This is a genomic window from Campylobacter sp. VBCF_04 NA7, assembly GCF_027737405.1.
GTDB lineage: Bacteria > Campylobacterota > Campylobacteria > Campylobacterales > Campylobacteraceae > Campylobacter_B.
In genome coordinates this window covers 130,543-149,338 of sequence record NZ_JAOVTT010000002.1, presented here as the reverse complement: position 1 = coordinate 149,338, position 18,796 = coordinate 130,543, and the positions used below count along the sequence as shown (strand labels likewise).

Genomic DNA, 18,796 nt, shown 5'->3' with positions numbered 1-18,796 from the left:
GGCAATGACAAATCGAGTGTAAATTTTGCCTAATTTGTCATTGCGAGCGAGTGTAACGAGCGAAGCAATCCAGCCACGCCGTCAGGCGTTTTTTTTGAGTTGTAATTTTTTAATATATCATAAAAAATAATTTAATTTATAATTTAAGAATTTATATTTTTTTAATATAATAATAAAGTTATTTATACAAAAATTCATAAGGAATTTAATGAAAAAAATTATCTTAATTTTAATGTTTTTTTTGACAAATTTCATTTTTGCGCATAGATTAGACGAAATGATGTCAAATCATCTACAATCAATAGATTATACAAGTTGCAAAAGTTCTTCTCAATGTGTTTGGAATATTTTTGTTAATTGCGAAAAAGAAGAGTGTGAAAAAAGAAAGCAAGAATTACAAAATTTTTATGATGAAATTTTAGAAGAAGATATTTTAAATTTGGATATTGATGATGAAGATAAAGTTTTTTTAGAACTTGAAAAATCTTTTGTAACAAAGGATTTTTCAAATCTAAAATCAATGCTCGATAAAAATCCAAATTTAATAAATCAAGATTTGTTTTTTACTACAACAGAAGTGCCAGTGGCTCAAATGTGGGCTACACAATCTTTTGATAAAGAGCATTTTTATAATGTTTTAAATTTGCTTTTAAGCTATAAACCAGATTTGAATAGCAAATTAAAATATAAAGACAACACATTATTTGCTTCTTTAATAATATTTCCATTTGAAAACAAAGATAAAATTAAAATTTCAGATATGCTTTTAAAAAATGGTCTTAATATAAATCAACATAGTAAATACATAAGCAAAAAAAATAAATATCCAGAAAACAGTGTGCTAAATATTGCATTAATGTCTGATAATTTTGAAATGTTTTCATATTATTTAAAAAATGGAGTAATTGATGAGAAAATACTATTTTTTAGTATTTTTGACCCTATGGATAAATACAATGATGAATTGATGTCATATTGGAAAAATGGAATTGACAAAAACTATGAAAAACTTATAAATTCATTGGAATTTAAACAAGCGAAAAAAAATGGAATAAAATATTTGCGAGAATATCTAAAATACAGAAAATTAATGGAAGAAAAAGAAAAAGCTTTAATTGTTACAGCTAAATATGTTGCTCTATCAAATCACTTAGATGCTTTAAAAATTTTGATTGACAATGGAATTTTAGAAAATGAAAAAGCAAAAAATATCTTTATAAATTTTGCAAAAAACTATAATATGATAGAAATGTTGGATTTACTAAATAATGCCATTCATGTGGAACAAAAAATTGAGTTGCCGTCGCAAGAAAAATGATTTAAAATTTTAAAATATTGTATAATAACGCAAAAATTTTAAGGCATTATTGTGGCGAAAATTTATAAAGAAATTGACTTTTCTAAATATAGTTCGGTGAAAATCGGTGGCGTGGAAAAAGTTGAAATTTTAGACGAAAATAGCGAATTTAATGGCTTTGTAGTGGGTGGTGCAAATAATCTTTTAATCTCGCCTAATCCGCCACAATTAGGAATTTTAAGCGATAAATTTGACTTTATTTCGCTTGATGACGACATTTTAAAAATCGGTGCAAAAACAAAAAGCGGTAAAATTTACAATTTCGCAAAAAAAGAAAATCTCGCAAATTTCGAGTTTTTAAAAAATATCCCGGGCACACTTGGCGGTTTAATAACCATGAACGCAGGACTTATGGGCTTTGAAATCAGCCAAAATTTGCTAAGCGTTCGCACAAACAAGGGCGAATTTAGCAAAGACGAGTTAAATTTCGCCTATCGCCACAGCGAAATTAACGGAATTATTTTGGAAGCTAAATTTAGAGTTTCGCCCGGTTTCGACGCTATTTTAAGCGAACAAATCGCGCAAAAAAGGGCAAATCAGCCAAAAGGTGCAAGTTTTGGAAGCTGTTTTAAAAACCCGCAGGGCGATAGCGCTGGCAGGCTCATCGAAGCAGTGGGCTTAAAGGGCTTTCGTGTCGGCGGGTGCGGATTTAGCGAGATCCACGCAAATTTTCTTATCAATTACGGCGGTGCGACATATTTTGAGGCAATCACGCTTATAAATTTAGCCAAAATGCGCGTGAAAGCCGAATTTAGCGTGGATTTACACGAAGAAGTGGTGATTTTGTAACGCAGGGCTTGCGCGCGTTTGCGATAAATAAATTTTAAGCGAATTTGCGATATAGGCTAGCCAAATTAATCACGGAGTTTTTCATGACTTGCAAGCACGATTTTTATAACCATAAACCTATTATCCCAAGCCAAGCGTCGCACTCACACAGCCACTCTCATGGCAACTCGCACAGCCACGAGCATTTTCGCGACCACGCTCACTCGCACCACGATCACAGCCGCGCAGTGAGGGCGAACACAAACAAAAAAATGCTTAAAATTTGTATCGCAATTACGATTTTTGCGATGATTTTTCAATTTGTTTATTCTATTATTACAAATTCTCTCGCGCTTTTAAGCGATACTTTGCACATGTTTAGCCACGCTTTTGCCCTAACTCTAAGCTATTTTGCGGTGAAAATTTCAGAATTTAGCGGTGGAAATGAACGGACATTTGGATTTTTTAGAGCTGAAATTTTAGTCGCTTTTGTAAATTCTATTATGAGTTTTGGGTTCGCCCTTTTTATCGTGTATGAGGCTGTGTGCAAACTAATAAACCCTGAAAGCATAGACGCAAAAACCCTTTTGGTGGCTGCTTTTATCGGGCTTGTAGCAAATGCGATAAGCGGACTTTTGCTAATCAAAGCCGATATGCAAAACATAAATATAAAATCCAGTTTCATACACATGATGAGCGATTTGCTAAGCTCGGTTGGCGTTATTTTGGGTGCTGTGATTGTGTATTTTACGGGTGCGTTTTGGGTGGATTGCGTTTTGGCTATGATGATTGCCTTTGTGATTGGAAAATGGTCGTATTCTTTGGCGAAAGATAGCGTAAATGTGCTTTTAGAAACTTCGCCGATACCTATACAAAGCATAAAAAATGAAATTTTATCGCATGAGTTTGTGCTGGATACGCACGATATTCACCTCAGCGAAATTACGCATAATTTTTATGTTTTGACGGCTCATATCGTAATCGAGCGTGAAAATTTGGATAAATTTTCGCAAATTATATGCGAATTATCGCAAAATTTAATGCAAAATTTACATATTGCACACTGCACATTTCAGCCAGAGTGGAGTTGAAATTTGTGTTAAATTTGCGCGAAATTTAACATTGAACGATTTCTTAAATTTTAGGCAAAATTTTGAAATTTTGCAAAAACACTAACCTTGAATTTTAAATTCGTAGATTGCTTCGTCGCTATCGCTTCTCGCAATGACAGATTGGGCATAAAATTTTAAATTTATGCCCAATGAATTTTACTGATAGTTTTACTCACTGACCATCATTTACCCATTTTCCGCTGATACCCTTTACGGCGTCTGCTACTTTGATTTCCACATCGCCGTTATCTATATCTATCAGGTGATAACGGTCGTTGCCCATATCCATTTCCTTCATATATGAAAGCTGTCTAAGACCATGGCGAGTTTCTATACGCTCGACGAGATCGTGCTTTGATGACTCTGGCAAGGCATAGACGAGATCAACTGATGCCTGATCTGCTGCTAGGATATCAAGCGAGGCGACGATGCCGATATCGGGAGTTACAACAGGAGCTGCGGCAGTTCCTTCGCAGTCGCAAGAAACGCTCATATTGCGCAATACATTTATAAAGGCGATTTTGTGAGCGAAATATGTCGTTATTGCTTTGGTAGATTCGCTCATGCGCTCCATAAGCTCTTCTTCGCTGATGCTCCACTGATCTTTACCCTCTGCGGAGTGGATCCATTTTTTGCCTATTCGTCCGTCAGCGCAACCGATACCGATATTTTTATTCGAACCGCCAAATCCGCCCATCATGTGTCCCTTGAAGTGAGTAAGGGCAAGAAACGAATCATAATCAAGGATATTTTTTCCCATAGACATTTCGTTAAACCATTTACCATGTGGCACCGGTAGCAACGCTGTCCCAGCTTCGTCTATTATATCTACCCTAGAAAAAGTCCAGCCATTTGTTTCGAGAGTTTTGCGGTGATCTTCTGTGTTATACCTTGCGCCTGCGTAATATGTGTTTGTCTCTACAATAGAGGCATTAGAAAGACGAGAGCTCATAAGCTCCTTTACCCATGGGCGTGGAATAATATTTGGTCCGTGTGGCTCTCCGGTGTGGAGTTTGAGTGCAACTTTGCCGACCAATACGCTTTTGATTTTATCAAATATTTTAGTAAGTCCTGCTGGTGAAAGATCCCTTGTAAAATATACATAAGACTCAGGCCCTTTGCGCTGCTCATACGGGATATAGCGCTCTCCACCGACACCAGGGACTGGGGTTTTAGACGCGTTTGTTCCCTCTTTTTTCTCCGTTGCGCTAGCATAGTTTGAGAGAGCACCAAGTGCCGCTGCGGCTCCTGCCATTTTCACAAACTTGCGCCTTTTTATATCTTCCATAGCATATACCTCTCTTTCTTAAACTTATATAGTATATTTAGTATTATATAATATTTTAGCTAATAAAATATTTTTGCGCTTCGGCCTTATCCTCAAACGGCGTGGCTATAAATTTTTCATTTTCAATGATGACTTCGTAGCTTGTGCCTGGTTGAAATTTCATATAAGTTAGCGCAAATTTCGCCGCTAATGCCATGTCATCACCACTAGCACCACGCGAAATGAGCGAGTATGCACCTACGAGTGGCTCGGTAAATTTAATGCGAGTAAATTTAGGATTTTGGATATTTCTTAGGCGCGCATTATCATCTTCGTTGCGTCCGATTATCATTTTTGCGCCACCACTTAGGCGCAAATGACGGCCAAATTTTAAAATTTCAGCGTCCTGCGAAGTCTCGAATTTTTCAAATTTCATCATATCTTTGATTTTATCAGCGTAGCTTTGGATCGTAAGCAAACATCCACCAGCTGGCGTTTCGTAATCATCAAAGCCAAATTCCCCCGCTAACTCCATTTGGCGCGTTCGTCCCCTGCCACTGATATCTAGCAGTTTTTCGCGATCGACCCAGCCGTTGATTTCAGGCGCGCTTGGTGCCATTAGTTTTGCGCTTAGCGGGCGCAAGATTAGATTATTTTCATCACTACTTAGTTTGCGCACCTGCGCCATTGCAGCGGCTCTTTGGCTCATTGGACGCTGTCCTAGCACCTCGCCAGAAATCACAAAACTAGCCCCAAGTGCTTCTAGCATAGAAAGCGCGGTTTTAAACATATACCCATGGCAGTCTATGCAGGGGTTAAACTGCTTGCCATAGCCGTATTTTGGGCTAAAAAGCACATTTTGCAAATACTCATCTCTAATATCTACGCGCAAAAATTCAGCCCCAGCCATGCGCGCTCGCTCGCTCATAATCTCGCTTTTATCATCTTTACCACCAAAGCCAATATCCATATAAAGTGCCGTAACGCCGATATTTTGCATAGTTATTAATTTTATGGCTAGCATCGAATCTAGCCCACCGCTAAAAAGTGCGAGTGCCTTCATTTTTTTCCTTTTAATTCATTTATTTTTTTTTGATATTCGAGGATTTTATCGAGCCTATCAGGGTCGTTTGAAACAAGCAATTTTTGCATTTGTTCTTCCAAAACCCTGCGACGAAGAAGCATGCAGGCCTTGATAAAATTCGTCTCATTTGTAATGGCTAAAATTTTATTATCTAAGGCAAGCGCGCGCAGACTTTGCTCGTCATCTTCGCTTTTTTGCGCTGATATTAGGGCTTCATACACCCTGCCATGCATACGGAAATCCTGCACGCTAAGGCAGTTTAGGCCATTTGCCATGAAATTTTCGTTTAAAAGCATGGATTTTATGACTTGAAGCTCGGTTATATCTTTTAAATTTGAGCTTTCTGGTTTTGGCGGGTTTTCTTGCGGTTTTAAATTTTGCTTTGGCGCGAAATTTGCGCTCGCACCCGAATTTGAACTTAGCGAAAACGCGCTAGGCGAAACATCTAAAATTTGCGCTACCAAACTCGTATATGACTGCGCCACCACGGGATTTAGCGCGTTAGTAAATTCTTTGATTTCATTTAGAGCCTGCTCTTTTTGCACAGGGCGGGTTAGGTCGTATTTTTTGGCGATTTCACGGATCAAAAATTCTCCGCCCTCCATGCCATTAGCGTAAATTTGGGCTAGTTCGCGCACTTTGCCAGCTTGCACCATATCGGCTGGATCTGCGCCACCGCCTATGATAACCACGCTATTATCAATGCCGTTTGCGCATAAGAGTCTAGCACTTTTTATCGCAGCGTTGATTCCTGCGCTATCTCCGTCGAAGCTTAAAATTACGCGCAAATCCCCGCGCTTAATCAGTGGCAAATGTAGTGGCGTCAAAGCTGTGCCAAGCACGGCTACTGCGTTGTCGATACCTGCTTGGTGAAGCATTATGACATCCATATAGCCCTCTGTGATGATGAGAGTTTTTTTATCATACGCGCTTTTTTTGGCTAGATTGTAAGCGTAAAAAATCCGCGATTTATCAAAAACTGCGCACTGGGGCGAATTGACATATTTGGCTGGATTGCCACTAATCGTGCGCCCACCAAAGCCCACGATTTTGCCCGTGTGGTTGTGAATCGGAAATGTAATGCGCTCGATAAAGCTAGCGTAGCTTCCACGCTCGTTTTGCTTAATCGCACCCACATTAAAGGCGTCGCGCGCTTCGATTTGCTCGTTTTGCAAAATTCGGATTGTCTGCGCGCTAGACCCAGCCCAGCCAAGGCCAAATTTCTGTATCGTCTCATCGCTAAGACCGCGCGAATGCAGATACTCTACCGCGCTAGGATTGTTATAAAGCTGACTTTGGTAAAAAGCGTTTAAAATTTCTAAAATTTTTTTATCTTCGCGCTGAAAATTGCGCTCATTTGTGTATTCGAGCTCGAAACCATACATCGAGGCTAGCTTTTCTACGGCTTCTTTGAAATTTAGCTTTTCGTAGTCTTGGACGAATTTTATGGCATTTCCGCCAGCCTTGCACGAAAAGCAGTGAAAAATCCCAAGCCGTGAGCTCACGCTCATACTAGGGTGTGAATCATCGTGAAATGGGCAAATTCCGACGAAATTTGAGCCAGAGCGTTTGAGTGGGACATATCTTTCTACGACATCTACGATATCAGCGACGGCTAAAAGCCTTTCAATACTTTCATTTTTAATCATTTGCAAATTATACCCACACTTTGCTATAATCGCCCTTTATTTTATACCACGAGGCGAAATTTGGACAATTTTTTTCTTGATGATCGCGATCCGATTTTTGGGCTAATTGTTTTAATCAGCATTATTTTGTTAGTTAGCGTTTTAAGCTATGTTTGGGGGATTTTTCACAAAAAAAACGAAAGGACAAATTTAGAGAATTTTATCAAAAAATTTGACACCCTCGACGCACTTAGCGACGCTCACCGCGAGCTTTTATCAAGCCCGCAAATCGATCAGCCTACCCTTGGGGTGTTAGCGAATTCTTTTGTCAAAAGCGGGGATTATGAGCGGGCGATTGAAATTTATCTAATCGCGCTAAATAAAACCACAAACGGCGCACAAAGGGAGTTTGTGCTGACAAATTTAGGCATTGTATATTTTAAAGCTGGATTTATGGGCAGGGCTGAGGAGGTGTTTTTAGAGGCTTTGCGCCTGCGCCCACGCAATCAAACCGCGCTAAATCACCTAACCGTGATTTATGAGAGGCTTCGCAGGTTTGACGAGGCGTTGCAGGTTTTAGACGCGTTGCAAGAACAAGGCGTAGATGTCTGGCAAGGCGCGCAATATATCAGAGCTCAAATCATCGCAAATGACGCAAATACGCCATTTAGCGAGAAAATAAGGCAAATTTTAGCCCTAAATTTCAAGGGCGCAAAGAGATTTTGCATAGAGCTTTTTATCAAAAACAAAGAGCCCTTTGGCGAATTTAGCGAATTTCCAAATTTGAGCGAGGTGATTGATCTAATCTATCCGCTAAAAACAGCCGTAAATTTGGGCGATAGCGACTATAATGCGCTTTTTTACGCGCTTGGTAGAAGCGAGAAAAAGCCAGAAAAACCTAGCCAAAATTTCGAAATAAACGCCCTTGTAGCGATGAAGGAAGCGGGATTTGCGGGGGCTAGTTTAGCATTTTCGTATTCGTGCGCGAAATGTAAAAGCCAGGTGGGGATATTTTCTCATCGTTGCCCTGTGTGCTACGAAATGGCTAGCGTAGGCGTGAGTGCGAAAATCTCGGAAGCAAACAATGAAATCGGTCAGACTTTTTAGCGACGGTAGCAGTCTTGGAAACCCAGGAGCTGGGGGCTGGGCGTATATTTTAGAATACAAGGGCGCTAAAAAATGCGAGTGTGGCGGCAGTGCGTGCGCTACAAACAACCAAATGGAGCTAACCGCGGCGATTATGGGCTTAAAGGCGCTTAAAGAGCCATGCGAAGTGGAGCTTATCACAGATAGTCAGTATGTGGTAAATGCGATAAATTCGTGGCTTCATAAGTGGATAAAAACGGATTTTAAAAACAAAAAAAACGAGGATTTATGGAGGGAGTATATCAGAGTGGCAAACGGCCATAAAATCACGGCAATTTGGGTCAAAGGGCATGCTGGACACCCGCAAAATGAGGCTTGCGACAGCCTAGCTAGGGGCGAGGCGCAAAAATACAAAAAGGCTTAAATTTTGCAATGAGCGTTGCTAAATTTAAGAATTTTTGCAAATTTAATAAAGGAAAAAAATGCAAAATTTATCAAATTTAGAAGAAAAACTTGGTTATAAATTTAAGGATAAGGCAAGGCTTGCGGTCGCGCTAACGCACAGAAGCGCCAAAAATGGCGCAAACAACGAGAGATTGGAGTTTTTGGGCGACGCGGTTATGGATTTGATAGTGGGGGAGTATTTGTTTGTGAAATTTAACTCAAACGAGGGAGATCTCAGCAAACTGCGCGCGGCACTTGTCAATGAGACGAGCTTTTCGAAATTTGCTAGGTTTTTGGGGATTGGGGCGTGTCTGAATATGTCAGCTTCCGAGGAAAAAAACGGCGGCAGGGAGAAAAACTCGCTACTTTCTGACGCTTTTGAGGCGACGATTGGCGCGCTGTATTTGGAGGTAGGGCTAGAAAAAACGGCCAAAATCGTAACCACTTTGCTAGAAAAAATTTATCCAAAGATTGAATTTAACGAACTTGTGAAGGATTACAAAACCTCGCTTCAAGAAATCACGCAGGCGAAATTCGGCGTTACGCCCGAGTATCGCTTGCTAGGCTCAACTGGACCTGATCATAAAAAAAGCTTTGAAATGGCGGTTTTCGTGGGTGGCAAGGAGTTTGCTAGGGACATCGGAAACAGCAAAAAAGAGGCCGAGCAAAAAGCGGCAAAGATTGCGATTGAGATTTTAGAAAAAAATTAGGATAAAAAAATGAACACACTAGGTATAAAACTCAGGCTTACGACTTTTGGGGAGAGCCACGGCGTGGCGATTGGTGGGGTGTTGGACGGCTTTCCGGCGGGTGTGAAAATCGATACTAAATTTTTACAAGCCGAACTAGACAGACGCAAACCCGGCGGTAAATTTGCCACTTCTCGCAAAGAAAGCGATGAGGTGCAAATTTTAAGTGGTGTGTTTGACGGGCTTAGCACGGGTGTGCCCATTGGATTTGTAATTTACAACGCAAATCAGCACTCAAAAGACTATGAAAATTTAAAAGAGCTTTTTCGCCCGGGACACGCTGATTTTGGCTATTTTGCTAAATACGGCATTAGGGATCACAGAGGCGGCGGCAGAAGCTCGGCAAGAGAAACGGCGATAAGGGTCGCAGGTGGGGCAATCGCGCAAATGCTTTTAAATGAATTTGGCGTGAGCGTGAAAAGCGGAGTTTTAAGCGTAGGCGAAATAAATGCTGAGAATTTAGACTTCGAAAATGCTGATAATAGCGAGATTTTCGCGCTTGATAAGGGTGTGGAGAATTCGCAAAAAGAATTAATCGCAAATTTAAAGAAAAAAGGCGAGAGCGTGGGTGCTAGTGTGCTAACTATTGCAAATGGCGCGCCAAAGGGGCTTGGAGAGCCACTTTATGCTAAGGCTGACGCGTTAATCGGCGGGGCGTTCATGGGGCTAAACGGCGTAAAAGCCGTAGAAATCGGTGATGGCGTAAAAGCTTCGAGCAAATTTGGAAGCGAAAATAATGATTTTATGGATAAAACTGGCTTTAAATCAAACCACGCAGGGGGCATTCTTGGCGGTATCACAACAGGGGAGCAAATCATCATAAAAACGCATTTTAAGCCGACCCCTAGCATTTTTGCTGACCAGCCGACGATTGATAAAAACGGCGATGAAACGATTTGTTCGCTTCGTGGTCGTCACGACCCTTGTATCGGAGTGCGTGGCAGTGTCGTCTGCACGGCACTTTTACGGCTAATCTTGGCTGATTTGCTTCTACTAAATGCTAGTGCAAATTTGGAAAATTTAAAGAAAATTTATGGGTAAATTTGGTGGTTAGAAATGATAAAAATCAAATCAATTAAATTTAAAGACCATAAAATTTTAGGAAAAAAATTAGAGTTAGATTTTTGCGATAAAGACGGCAATCCTGCCGATACTATTATCATCGCAGGAGAAAACGGCACAGGTAAGACGACTATTTTGGAAGAAATTGAAAAAATTCTGACATACCAGTTTAGTGAAAATGTGATTTATACTATAATAAACAACGATGATATTTTTAAATATGACAATAAGAAATTTTGGAAAAACAATGATGAAATATCCTATCCGTTTAAAGTGGGGACTGATTTTAAAAAAATTTTTGAAGATGATTTCAAAGAATTTAAAAATTTATCAAATTTTTTAGCACCTTTATATGCGACCGTAAATATTAATTTTTCTCCAAATACAAAGATAAAAAAAATTGGTGGCGACAATACAGATATAAATGATGATGAAAGAAAAAAATTTACTGATAAAACAGCTGAAAATATAAAACAATTGTTTGCAGATATTATAAATTATGACTATAAAATAAAAGCAGAGAAGTATGATGAAATATCTGAAAATATAAAACAATCAAAAGTAAAAATAGAAAAAGTGATTAAAAAAATACAAAATGAAATAAATACAAATTTACTACTTAAAATGAATAGATTTAAAAAAGTTTTTAATAACAAGATGTTTGAAGGACTAGAATTTGAAGGAATAGATAATATCGACGGCAATATCGAAATTTTATTTAAGAAAAATGGCGAAAAAATTTCTATCGATGATTTAAGTTCAGGCGAAAAGCAGATTGTATTTCGTGGAGCATTTTTATTGCGAGATAAAAATGCATTAAATGGTGCAGTTGTTTTGATTGATGAGCCTGAAATCAGTATGCACCCAAAATGGCAAGAAAAAATTTTAGGTTATTATAGAGATTTATTTGTCGATAATGATAAAAAACAAACTTCGCAAATTATTGTATCAACGCATTCAAATTTTGTGATAGAAAATGCTTTGAAATTAGATAATTTCGTTATTGTTGCTTTGCAAGAAAATAATCAACCCAAAAAAATAATGAAAAATGACGGAACATTTATTTTACCAAGTGTTACTGCGGCAGAAATTAATTATCATGTTTTTGATATTGTAAGCATAGATTATCATATACAATTATTTGGTTATTTTCAAAGTTTAATGGAAGATGAATTGTCGGATAAAAATGGTGAAAAAATAAATATGAGTATAAATGATGTAGATAATAAAATAAAAAGTTTATTATCTGAAAAAGTTTTACAAGATAGTCAAGGAAATGCTTGTAAATGGATACATAGCTTTGTTGATAAGAAAGGTAATCCACGAACTACTATTTACAACACAATCTGCTGTTTTATCAGAAATGCCATAGACCACCCAGAGAATTTACCAAATCAAAATAAAAAAGAATATACAAAAGCTGATTTAAGGTATTCCATTGAAATTTTGATAGAATTGATAAATTTAGCAAAACAAAATAGGTTAAATTAAGGATTTTTATGTTGCCAAACCCAAATGAAATTTTCCCCTTGAAATCTGGGTTAGAAAGCGTAACTTACATTAAGCCGACTATTAAAAATAAAAATATAATCGTGGGCGAATTTAGTTATTATGCGGGGCAGGATTTTGAGAGCCGTGTTACGCACCATTATGATTTTATCGGCGATAGGCTAATCATCGGCAAATTTTGCCAAATCGGGGCTGGGGTGGAATTTATGATGAACGGCGCAAACCACGCTATGGGCGGTGTTAGCACATTTCCGTTTTATATTTTTAAGGGGTTTTCGCAAAATGTACCTAGTCTAGATAAACTGCCAATCAAAGGCGACACGGTGGTCGGAAACGATGTGTGGATAGGGCAACGCTCGCTCATCTTGCCGGGAAGCAAAATCGGCGATGGCGTGATAATCGGTGCTAGTAGCGTAGTGGGCGGCGAAATACCGCCGTATAGCATAGTCGCCGGAAACCCTGCAAGGCTAATTCGCAAACGCTTTGATGATGAGATGATAAATTTGCTCTTAGAGCTTAAATGGTGGGATAAAAGCGTGGCAGAAATCGACAGGCTGGGCGAAGTTTTTTTAAATGATGATTTGCAAAAAGTGAAAGAAAAAATCAAAGAAATGCTTGGAAAAACCGAATAAATTTAATGAAATTTGATTGAAATTTAGCGCTGCAAATTTCAATCAAAACCAAATTTTAAATCTCGCCTTTTAAAATTTTAACTATTGTGCGAGGCAGTATTTCATGCTCGATTTCGTGGATTTTAGCTTCCCACTCATCGCGCGTTTTGCCCTCTCTGGCAAAAGCCTCTTGGGCTATGATTTTGCCCCCGTCAAGCTCTGCGCTGACTAGATGCACGCTCACACCGCCCACTTGCATATCACTTGCAAAGCTCTCGTCGATTGCGTGCGCGCCCTTGAAAAGTGGCAGAAGCGACGGGTGCAGGTTGATCGCCCTGATTTGCTCACAAAATACCGGCGTAAGCACTCTCATAAAGCCCGCTAGCACAGTTAGCTCGGCGCCACTTTTTTTGATAACTTCTACTACTTTTGCGTCAAATTCCTCTCTACTAACAAACGCTTTATGATCAATAACAACGCTTGTTAGTCCGTATTTTTCGGCTTTTTGGATACCTAACGCGTTAGCTTTGTTAGTTAGTGTTAGCACAACCTCGATTTTAATATCCCCAAAAATTTTGCCATGAAGCTTTTCTAAAATCGCCTCTAAATTACTTCCGCTACCGCTAAAAAGCACGGCTATTTTTTTCGTAACCATTTTATCTCCTCGATGATGTCAAATGGGTTTAGTGAATATGAGTTTTTCCTAAAATTTCGCCCAGCTAAGGCATGGGCCAAAACGCCATTTATCGCGGCTTCGCGCGAGCTATAACCTTGGGCTAAAAGCCCTGTGATTAGGCCTGATAGCACATCGCCACTGCCTGCTTTGGCTAGCGCGCTAACTCCCCTCTCGCACACAAAAAGCTCGCCACTATGCGCTATAATGGTGTTTGCACCTTTTAGCACGAGCACAGATTTGGTAGCAAGCGAAAATTTGCGCGCTAAGGCAAAGCGATCTTTTTGCACTTCGCCCACGCTTAAATTTGCGATTTTTGCCAAGCTTAACAAGGCGGCAAATTCCTTCGGGTGTGGCGTGATAACGGCGTTTTCGTTCGTGCGTAAAATCTCGCAAATTTCGCTTTTGTAGCACAAATCTGCGTCGATTACGCAAGGAGTGTGGCGCAGATTTTCTATGTCAAATTTCGTCTCCCCAAGCCCACAACCTGCGCAAATCGCACTTGCACCGACAAAGCTTTTTTTGCTCATCAAAATAGGACTTAGTTTTTTTGCCACCCCTACGACACTGACTAACCCTGCGCCGATTGCGTGTGCGCTAAGAGCGGCAATCTCGCCAGCCCCGCTCATATCGCCAAGAGCGATAAAGGCGTGGCCAAATTCGCCTTTGTTTGTGTTTTTTTTCTTTCGAAATGGCAGGCGTAAATCAGATTTTTCTAGCAAAAACGCCTCTGGCGAAGTGGCAAATTTATCCTCACAAATGCCTAAATTTGCCAGTTTTATCTTGCCGGTAAAATCTTTTGCCAAATCGCTAAAAAGCGAGATTTTCAGTGCTCCCATACACACCGTGTAATCCGCCTCGAACGCCATAGGTCTTGGCACGCCAGCCAAATCAATTCCGCTTGGGATATCAATAGCGATTTTTAGGGCTTTGGCATGGTTTGCTCGCCCTAGTATCTCGCATACTTTCTCGTCCATATCGCGCGATAAACCGCTTCCAAAAACGCCATCGATTATGCAGTCAAATTTGAAATTTTCCAAATTTTGGCTAAATTTCACGCCGACTTTTTTGGCGATTTCGCTTTGAAATTTAAACGCTTCGTTTTTTGGCTCGCCAAAGATTAAAAACGCCTCGCACAAATAATCCCCGCTTAGCCTGCGAAGCACGCAAATAGCGTCGTTTGCGTTGTTTCCTGCCCCGCATAGGGCTAAAATTTTTGCCCCCTTTTTAAGCTTTTTTCGGATTAGAATTTCTGCGCCACTAGCGGCGTTTTCCATTAAAATTTTCTCATCAATGCCTAAATTCTGGCTTGCGTTTTTGTCAAATTCGGCTGTGCTAAAATACAAATTTTTCATATCTCGCTCCTAGTTCGAAAGCTCAGAGCTTCGAGTAAATGGGCCTTCGCGATGACCTCGCTCTCGCTTAGATCGGCGATACTGCGCGCTACTTTTTTGGTTTTTATAATCCCTCTTTGGCTTAGATTATACCTGCCAATCGCGCTTTCTAGGATATTTTGCGCGCTTGATTCCAAAACGCAAAACTTCTCCACATCTTTATCGCTTAATTTCGCGTTTAGCTCGCTTTGCTGCCTTAGCTTTTGCGCGCGAAAGGCGCACACCACCCTCTCATACATCTCCTCGCTAGATATGCTAGATCTATCGTCCTTGCTGACCTCGTCCATAGCCACATACAGATCAATCCTATCAAGCAGTGGCCCAGAAATCACGCTTTTGTATTTTTTGATTTCGTTTGCCGAGCACGAGCACGAGGTTGATTGCGAAAACAAATGTCCGCACGGGCAGGGGTTTTGCGCTGCGACAAAGATAAATTTCGTCTCATACTCGGTTTTGGAATTTACTCGCGAGATTAAAATTTTATTATCTTCGAGCGGTTCTCGCAGGCTTTCTAAAATTTGCTTTCCAAAGTGCGGAAGCTCATCGAAAAACAGCTCGCCGCCGTTTGCCAAAGCCACCTCGCCGATACGCGCACCAAGCGAACCACCACCGAAAATCGAGCTTCTAGTGCTTGTGTGATGAGGCGAGCGAAAGGCTCTGAGTGCGCTAAAATCGACATTTTTGTTGTTTAATGACTCATAAGCACACGAAAGCAAAATCTCACTCACGCTTTGAGGTGGCAAAATTTGGGCTATGCGTTTAGCGCACATTGATTTTCCGCACCCTGGGCTACCCTCAAAGAGTATATTATGCATACCGCTAGCGGCGATTAGGCTCGCTCTTTTGGCTCTTTCTTGGCCTTTTATGTCTTTGAAATTTAGGGTGAAATTTCGGTTTGGGACATAAATTTCACTGCCTATTTTGATAACATCTTTGAAAATCGGGTGAGTTTCGCTCATAAGGCAGGTTACGGCAAATTCATCATCACTAAAAAATCTAATCGCTTCTGCTAAATTTTCGACCGCATAAACCTCGTAATTCGGGATTGTCGAGGCTCTAAGCGCGATTTCTTTTGGCACTAAAATTTTAGCATTTTTCACATGCGCGCTTAAAAAAAGCAGTGTCGAAAATAGCGAAGCTGTGGATTTTAGCGTGCCATCTAATCCTAACTCGCCAAATACGAAAAAATCGTCCCCGAAGCTCTCTTTTTGCAAAGCGATTAAAAGCGCGATTGCAAGGTCGAAGTGCGAGCCGTTTTTGGGCACATCAGAGGGGGAGAGATTTATAATGATTTTAGAGGCTGGGAATTTGAAATTTAGGCTCATCAAAGCCGCTTTTACCCTGCTTTCGCTCTCTTTAATCGTTGTTCCGGCAAGTCCTACGATATTAAAGCCAGGAAGGCCTCTGACAAATGTGCTTTCTACACTGACACTGATTAAAGTATCGGTAAAAACAGCGCATTTTAGAGATTTCATTTTGATTTTTCTTTTTTGTTTTTGCGGTATTCTTTGTCAAATTTTTTGCGGTTGTTGTAGCCTATGCGCTCGATAAAAAGATGTCCGTCTAGGTGGTCTAGCTCGTGTTGGATACACACAGCCAAAAGCTCATCAGCGCTTAGCTCGTGTTTTTGCCCACTTCTGTCTTGGTAATTTAGCGTGATTTTGCGCGCTCTTTTGACCTCTTCGTAGTATCCTGGCACGCTAAGGCAGCCTTCTTGGTAGATGATTTCATCTTCTTTTTGTGTGATTACGGGATTTATGAGTTCGAGCAAAGCGGCTTTGTCTTGCACGCCCTCTTCGTTGGCTAAATTTATCACAACGGCTCTGATTGGATTAGCCACTTGGATAGCAGCTAGTCCAATGCCGTTTTTGTTTATCATGGTTTCATACATATCGTCTAAAAATTTCGCCAGTTCATCGTCAAATTTGACGACCTCTTTGGAGCGAACATGGAGTTTTTTGTTTGGATATGTAAGAATTTCTAAAACCATTATTTAAAGCTCTTTTCCAATACCTTGTCGATTAGTCCATACTCGCTGGCCTCTTTCGCGCTCATGAAAAAATCTCTCTCGCAGTCTTTTTCGATATCGCTTAAATTTTTGCCTGTGTTTTGGGCTAAAATTTGATTTAGTTGCGATTTCATACGCAAAATTTCTTTTGCTTGGATTTCGATATCAGTGGCTTGGCCTTGTGCTCCGCCGAGAGGTTGGTGAATCATAATGCGCGCATTTGGTAGGGCGTATCGTTTGCCCTTGGTGCCACAACTAAGCAAAAATGCGCCCATTGAAGCAGCCTGACCTATGCAGATCGTGCTGACATCTGGTTTGATGTAATTCATAGTATCATAAATGCTAAATCCGCTCGTAACCACGCCACCAGGGCTGTTGATATACATATAGATATCTTTGTCCGGATCTTCTGCCTCTAAAAATAACAGTTGGGCTACGATTGCGCTGGCTACATCGTCGTTAATCTCGCCACTTAGCATTACAATGCGATCTTTAAGCAAGCGAGAGTAGATATCATAGCTTCTCTCGCCTCTGCTTGTTTGCTCGATTACATAAGGTAAAAACATTATTCGCCTTCTTTGTCGTCTTTGTTTTTGCTAAAAATATTGTTGAAAAGTTTTTCCTCGATTAGCGCCATTTTAACAGCTGGCAAAACGCCTCTTTTGCGATATTCTTCAAGGTGAGCTTTCGGATCTAGGCCGTTTGAGTAGGCTTCGAAGTAAATGGCTTGGATTAGCTCTTGATCGCTTACATCAATACCGCGTTTTTTAGCCAAAGCGTCGATCAAAAATGTGATTTTTACGCTTTTTTCTGCGCCAGCTCTAAATTCATCGCGTTTTTTCTCGATTGCTTTTTGATCTTTTTTAAATTCCTCGATTGTAGCCTCGTCAAATGAACGCCAAGCGTTGTTGAATTGTAAATTTATCTCTTGCTCGACGATTGATTTTGGCAAATCGAAGTTAAATTTCTCAGCCAAAGCATCAGCCATTTTTGGTTTTAACTCTTCTTCGATTTTTTTGCGAAGTTTGTCGTTTTTGAGTTGTTCTTTGATAGTGCTTTCAACCTTTTCTTTTGTAGGTTTTTCCTCGCCTGGAAGTATGCGTTTTAGCATATCCTCATCAAGCTCAGCGGCTGGTTTTTTGCACTGAATTTCATGTAGTTTTACTTTAAAAATCGCGTCTTTTCCTGCAAGGTGTTTCGCGCCGTATTCAGCTGGGAATTTAACTGCTACATCGCGCTCTTCGCCGACTTTTAGTCCAATCATACCGTCTTCGAAACCTGGGATAAATTGATTTGAGCCGATTTCAAGCACATAATCTTTTGCCTCGCCACCCTCGAAAGCCTCGTTATCAACGAAACCTTTGAAGTCAAATTTGGCAAAATCGCCCTTTTCAAGCTCTGTTTTATCTGATTTTTCTAGTGGAGCGACCATTAATAAAATTTTATTTATCTCGTCCTCAATCTCTTTTTTGGTTACGCGAGGTGTCGAAAACTCAGGGATTAGCTCCTCGTATCCGTCGATATTGACCTCTGGGCGGAAAGAAATTTCCATCTCTACATCGATGTTTCCGTCTTTTTCATCGTATTTAGAAAAAATTGGCTCGCCGATTACTTCATCAGCTTTTTTATTTACGCTTTTGATTGATTCGTCGATGATATTTTTAAAAATCTCTTGTTTTGCGTCTTGTTCTAACTGCGCGCCGTATCGTTTCATCACGACTGCTACTGGGACTTTGCCCTTTCTAAAACCGTCGATTTTAAGGTTTTTGGCGGCTTTTTTAGCAAGATCATCTACTTTTTTAGCGATGGTGTCTGCATCGATTTTTGTGCTTGCTACTGCGTTAGCAGAGTTTGTTAGCTTTGCATTGATTTCCATAAATTTCCTTTTAAAAAATTTTAAAATTAAAGCGCAGAATATACCAAAATTTTGCTTAATAATTTTAAAATTTGGCAAATTTTATTGTTTGGGGCTAAATTTTGCTTTTAAATTTTAGCGTTATAAAAGGGGAGTTTAAGTAATATGCGCGAAAAATTTTAAAGGAAA

Annotated in this window: 18 protein-coding genes; 9 read left to right on the top strand and 9 right to left on the bottom strand. The window is 39.9% G+C overall.

All coding sequences use genetic code 11. The annotated features are described in order from the left end of the window. Positions 1-208: 208 nt before the first annotated feature. From OFO00_RS02520 to OFO00_RS02510, 3 genes are all read left to right on the top strand, one after another. Positions 209-1,318: a hypothetical protein gene (locus tag OFO00_RS02520; protein ID WP_270864755.1), complete on the top strand. Its 1,110-nt coding sequence runs from the start codon at positions 209-211 to the stop codon at positions 1,316-1,318. A 60-nt stretch (positions 1,319-1,378) separates the two neighbouring features. Next, a complete protein-coding gene (locus tag OFO00_RS02515) occupies positions 1,379-2,146 on the top strand; it encodes a UDP-N-acetylmuramate dehydrogenase (protein WP_270864863.1) in 768 nt (255 codons plus the stop codon). Positions 2,147-2,229: 83 nt separating this feature from the next. Continuing rightward, positions 2,230-3,216 carry a cation diffusion facilitator family transporter gene (locus tag OFO00_RS02510; RefSeq protein WP_270864754.1) on the top strand — a complete coding sequence of 329 codons (987 nt, stop codon included), beginning with the start codon at positions 2,230-2,232 and terminating at the stop codon, positions 3,214-3,216. 193 nt (positions 3,217-3,409) lie between these two features. Here OFO00_RS02510 and OFO00_RS02505 read toward each other — a convergent pair whose 3' ends face one another. The 3 genes from OFO00_RS02505 to dnaG are packed head-to-tail and all read right to left on the bottom strand — an operon-like array spanning position 3,410 to position 7,237. Continuing rightward, the gene (locus OFO00_RS02505) at positions 3,410-4,525 is read right to left on the bottom strand and encodes a DUF362 domain-containing protein (RefSeq protein ID WP_270864753.1); all 1,116 of its coding nucleotides are present in this window, start codon (positions 4,523-4,525) and stop codon (positions 3,410-3,412) included. Positions 4,526-4,580: 55 nt separating this feature from the next. Then, positions 4,581-5,567: an argininosuccinate synthase domain-containing protein gene (locus OFO00_RS02500; protein WP_270864752.1), complete on the bottom strand. Its 987-nt coding sequence runs from the start codon at positions 5,565-5,567 to the stop codon at positions 4,581-4,583. Next, positions 5,564-7,237 (bottom strand): DNA primase, encoded by a 1,674-nt coding sequence (gene dnaG, locus OFO00_RS02495; RefSeq protein WP_270864751.1) that lies wholly within the window; start codon positions 7,235-7,237, stop codon positions 5,564-5,566. The genes OFO00_RS02500 and dnaG overlap by 4 nt, the downstream gene beginning before the upstream one ends. Positions 7,238-7,297: 60 nt before the next feature. On the opposite strand from dnaG, the gene OFO00_RS02490 reads away from it, so the two are divergent. Genes OFO00_RS02490 through OFO00_RS02465 form a run of 6 tightly spaced genes read left to right on the top strand, consistent with a single transcriptional unit; the run spans position 7,298 to position 12,698 of the window. Then, positions 7,298-8,323: a tetratricopeptide repeat protein gene (locus OFO00_RS02490; RefSeq protein WP_270864750.1), complete on the top strand. Its 1,026-nt coding sequence runs from the start codon at positions 7,298-7,300 to the stop codon at positions 8,321-8,323. Then, positions 8,301-8,726 carry a ribonuclease HI gene (gene rnhA, locus OFO00_RS02485; RefSeq protein ID WP_270864749.1) on the top strand — a complete coding sequence of 142 codons (426 nt, stop codon included), beginning with the start codon at positions 8,301-8,303 and terminating at the stop codon, positions 8,724-8,726. Before OFO00_RS02490 ends, rnhA begins: the two co-directional genes overlap by 23 nt. A 58-nt stretch (positions 8,727-8,784) precedes the next feature. Next, the gene (rnc, locus tag OFO00_RS02480) at positions 8,785-9,456 is read left to right on the top strand and encodes a ribonuclease III (protein WP_270864748.1); all 672 of its coding nucleotides are present in this window, start codon (positions 8,785-8,787) and stop codon (positions 9,454-9,456) included. A gap of 9 nt (positions 9,457-9,465) precedes the next feature. Beyond that, a complete protein-coding gene (gene aroC / locus OFO00_RS02475) occupies positions 9,466-10,536 on the top strand; it encodes a chorismate synthase (protein ID WP_270864747.1) in 1,071 nt (356 codons plus the stop codon). A gap of 15 nt (positions 10,537-10,551) precedes the next feature. Next, the gene (locus OFO00_RS02470; RefSeq protein WP_270864746.1) at positions 10,552-12,048 is read left to right on the top strand and encodes an AAA family ATPase; all 1,497 of its coding nucleotides are present in this window, start codon (positions 10,552-10,554) and stop codon (positions 12,046-12,048) included. A gap of 8 nt (positions 12,049-12,056) precedes the next feature. Then, entirely contained in the window at positions 12,057-12,698 is a 642-nt protein-coding gene (locus tag OFO00_RS02465; RefSeq protein WP_270864745.1) for a CatB-related O-acetyltransferase, read from the top strand. Positions 12,699-12,753: 55 nt separating this feature from the next. Here the strand turns inward: OFO00_RS02465 and purN are convergent, their stop codons facing one another. From purN to tig, 6 genes are read right to left on the bottom strand one after another with little or no spacing between them, the layout of a single operon-like run. Next, complete coding sequence (gene purN, locus OFO00_RS02460; protein WP_270864744.1) at positions 12,754-13,332, bottom strand: phosphoribosylglycinamide formyltransferase; 579 nt, start codon at positions 13,330-13,332, stop codon at positions 12,754-12,756. Next, positions 13,314-14,705 carry an NAD(P)H-hydrate epimerase gene (locus tag OFO00_RS02455; RefSeq protein WP_270864743.1) on the bottom strand — a complete coding sequence of 464 codons (1,392 nt, stop codon included), beginning with the start codon at positions 14,703-14,705 and terminating at the stop codon, positions 13,314-13,316. The genes purN and OFO00_RS02455 overlap by 19 nt, the downstream gene beginning before the upstream one ends. Next, the gene (locus OFO00_RS02450; RefSeq protein WP_270864742.1) at positions 14,702-16,219 is read right to left on the bottom strand and encodes a YifB family Mg chelatase-like AAA ATPase; all 1,518 of its coding nucleotides are present in this window, start codon (positions 16,217-16,219) and stop codon (positions 14,702-14,704) included. The genes OFO00_RS02455 and OFO00_RS02450 overlap by 4 nt, the downstream gene beginning before the upstream one ends. Beyond that, the gene (def, locus tag OFO00_RS02445) at positions 16,216-16,734 is read right to left on the bottom strand and encodes a peptide deformylase (RefSeq protein WP_270864741.1); all 519 of its coding nucleotides are present in this window, start codon (positions 16,732-16,734) and stop codon (positions 16,216-16,218) included. Before def ends, OFO00_RS02450 begins: the two co-directional genes overlap by 4 nt. Further along, positions 16,734-17,318: an ATP-dependent Clp endopeptidase proteolytic subunit ClpP gene (gene clpP, locus OFO00_RS02440; protein ID WP_270858485.1), complete on the bottom strand. Its 585-nt coding sequence runs from the start codon at positions 17,316-17,318 to the stop codon at positions 16,734-16,736. Before clpP ends, def begins: the two co-directional genes overlap by 1 nt. Beyond that, positions 17,318-18,628: a trigger factor gene (gene tig / locus OFO00_RS02435; RefSeq protein WP_270864740.1), complete on the bottom strand. Its 1,311-nt coding sequence runs from the start codon at positions 18,626-18,628 to the stop codon at positions 17,318-17,320. The genes clpP and tig overlap by 1 nt, the downstream gene beginning before the upstream one ends. Positions 18,629-18,796 lie beyond the last annotated feature (168 nt).